This window comes from Paraburkholderia oxyphila NBRC 105797 (assembly GCF_000685075.1).
In the GTDB taxonomy this organism is placed as follows: Bacteria; Pseudomonadota; Gammaproteobacteria; order Burkholderiales; family Burkholderiaceae; genus Paraburkholderia; species Paraburkholderia oxyphila.
Map to the genome: position 1 here is coordinate 1 of NZ_BAYD01000242.1, position 2,753 is coordinate 2,753.

The window sequence follows — 2,753 nt, forward strand, 5'->3', positions numbered from 1 at the left end:
CCCGCTAGCGTCCAGCACCTGGCCGAGCAGAAAGCCCGCCTCGTGCGAGAGCGCGGCCGCGCGACAAGGTCGAGTATCCTGTGGCTCTGAGCTTGGCGTACCACTGGATGGCCATTGCCGCGAGTGAGGTAGCCACAGCAGTAGCACGGGGCGCGAACGCGCCCATTTCTTCACTTGAGGAAAGCGTGAAATTTATCGATATTGGTGTCAACTTCCACTCGAAACAGTTGCACGGCAAGACAGATGAGGTCGTCTCACGCGCGAAGGCCGCGGGCGTGGTGGCGATTCTCGCAACGGGCACCTCGCTTGAGTCCAGCCGCAGTGAACACTATCTGGCGAGCCGGTTCCCGGGATACCTGTATTCAACGGCCGGGGTGCACCCGCACTCGGCGGACGCGTGGTCTGACGCCATGCGCGAGGCCCTCGAGTTGTTGTGGCATGACCCTGCTGTGGTCGCCATCGGTGAGACAGGCCTGGATTTCAACAGGAATTTCTCCACCCCTGCGAACCAGCGAAAGGCCTTTGAAGCCCAGCTCGATGCCGCCGCGCGCATCAGAAAACCGCTCTTCCTGCACTGTCGCGACGCGTTCGACGTGTTCTATCCGATGGTCAGGGAAGCCGTACAGGCGGGCGCGCATGGCGTGGTCCACTGCTTCACGGGCACGCTCGCTGAAGCAGAAGCCTTCGTCGACCTGGGGCTAGATATCGGCGTGACCGGGTGGGTGACGGACCTCAATCGCGGGCAGGACCTGCGCCAGGCAGTGACGTCCCTCTCCCTTGAACGGCTACACCTCGAAACGGACGCGCCCTATCTCGGTCCAAAGAACGCAGGCAAGCGCAAGCCGTACAACGAACCCGCCAACCTCGTGTGGGTCGCCCGCGCCATCGCCGAACTTCGCGGTATCGATGTCCAGACGGTAGCCGATACGTGCACCCGGAACAGCCAGGCGCTCTTCGGCCTCGCAGATCACTCATGCAAATAGTACGCCGCGTGGGCACAGGCCCCGCCCTACTTTCTGGGCTTCTTGCCTGATGTTCCGGCGAGCGATTCCCGCAGATGAGCCGCCGTGGCCTGCTGAATCCATTCGGCATAGGCCTCATCCTCGATTCGGTAGCGGCCACGCTCAAGCCGTGCCACCAAATTTGCGTCCTGGAGCCTTCGCATGGCGTGGCCCGCGGTGCTGCGGGTTGCCGGACCGCCGAGAACCGCACTGAGATGACGAAGCCCTGTGGCGGAATGCAGGTCCGAGTGCCCACTGGCGACCACGGCGAGCACCGCCGGGTCAGCAGCACTGGCGGCAGTCCACTGCTTCATGAAGTACTCATCGGAGAACACCGTCGTTTTCGTGTGCGTGATCGCGGCATCGACTCCTTCGAGCTGATAGAGTATAAATCGCTCGATGAACCGCCTGAAGAACTCTGGTGTCCGGTGCAGTGCTTCAAACGCGTGCAGGCCGTCAGCGCGTGTCAAGGTGTTCCGCGCGAGGCTGTTGGCTAGCTCAACGGTGGACACAACAAACTTGTCACCGAGCAGCGGAAATGGCTCCAGGAGCGCCCAGTTATAGAAGGGTTCAGAAGACCGTGCAAAAATATCCCGCAGGTTTGTTTCCGAGCTACCGGCAAACAACACCTTGATCCGGTCTTTCCGGATGTCCAGGGATGCGCGCAAGGCGTGTGCGAAGACGCTGTGCTCTTCTTTCGCAAGCACCTGCACTTCGTCCAGGACGAGCAGCAACGACTTTTTCCGACGGTCGAGCTGGCGAAGCACCTCCTGCAGCGGTGCTGCACTGTCGGCCTCGAGGTGCGTCAGTTCGGCTTCGATCGAGCGCCCGGCCCCGCCCGGCAGTTTCGCACTCGCCTTGCGCTTTTTGACTGGATTTCCAACCGCGGCCATCACGGCCCGGCCGCGTTCGCAGACGGGCTGCAGGAAGGCTGGACAGGCCTCTCGCGCGACCCTTCGGCAACAAGGGCGCTTGTCCGGCAGTGGCTCGAGGCGGGCGAGCAACAGTGTCCTCGTTCAGAAGCGCTGGCTCGGCTCGTATTTCGGGTCCGGCTGCTTCTGCGTTTGCCTGAGTACACCCTGCGGGTCGAAATAAAAATTGAAGATCATGTGGTAGAAGTTGCTCTCCATGTATCGATACGACCACACCTCGCGAGCCGTCCGCTTGAAATACGCCGTCTCAAAAGGACGCCCGAACGCGACCAGCACGTCGTCGCGCGTCCACTTGTTGACCTCAGCGCGATAGAACGCGTTTTCCTGCAGCACTTGCCGCACACTGGTCGAATTGCCCGCCGCATCGAGATCGACAGCGGTGGTCGTCGCTCCAATGGGCTGCGTGGGCCACATGAGCCGCTTGCCGCCGTTGGGCAGATCGTACGTCTCCTTCGGCGGACCAAGCTTCGCGATAATCGCCTGCTCACCCATGCCGATCTGCACACGTTGCTCCGGCTGTGCGCAAGCGCCGAGCACGAGCGCCACGGCGCACGCACCATGGGTCAACGCGAATGCAATGCCTTTTCTCATTTGTCGCTCACGATTCTCCTGGCTTGCGGCTATTTCGTCGTGGAAGGTTCCGCGAAAATCGGGAACGTTTCGATATAAACCGCTTTCACCTGATCACCCTACTCTACTCGCTCCAGGTGTCCATGGATGATCCCGCATCGCGGTCGAAGCCCAAAAAGCGGCATCGCCCTTAGGGCACCCTTAGGGCGTATCTCACGCTACTACCGTCCGCGGCAGAAGATCTGTAAAC

The 2,753-nt window shown here is 61.4% G+C and carries 3 protein-coding genes; 1 reads left to right on the forward strand and 2 read right to left on the reverse strand.

All coding sequences use genetic code 11. The features are described 5' to 3' along the window. Positions 1–185: 185 nt before the first annotated feature. Positions 186–983, forward strand: a complete 798-nt coding sequence (locus BO1_RS48550) for a TatD family hydrolase (RefSeq protein ID WP_043289295.1) — start codon at positions 186–188, stop codon at positions 981–983. A gap of 26 nt (positions 984–1,009) precedes the next feature. On the opposite strand, the gene BO1_RS61685 is transcribed toward BO1_RS48550, so the two are convergent. Then, entirely contained in the window at positions 1,010–2,005 is a 996-nt protein-coding gene (locus BO1_RS61685; RefSeq protein WP_245644151.1) for an ATP-binding protein, read from the reverse strand. Between the two features lie 12 nt (positions 2,006–2,017). Then, complete coding sequence (locus BO1_RS48560) at positions 2,018–2,524, reverse strand: membrane protein (RefSeq protein WP_028223745.1); 507 nt, start codon at positions 2,522–2,524, stop codon at positions 2,018–2,020. Positions 2,525–2,753: the final 229 nt, after the last annotated feature.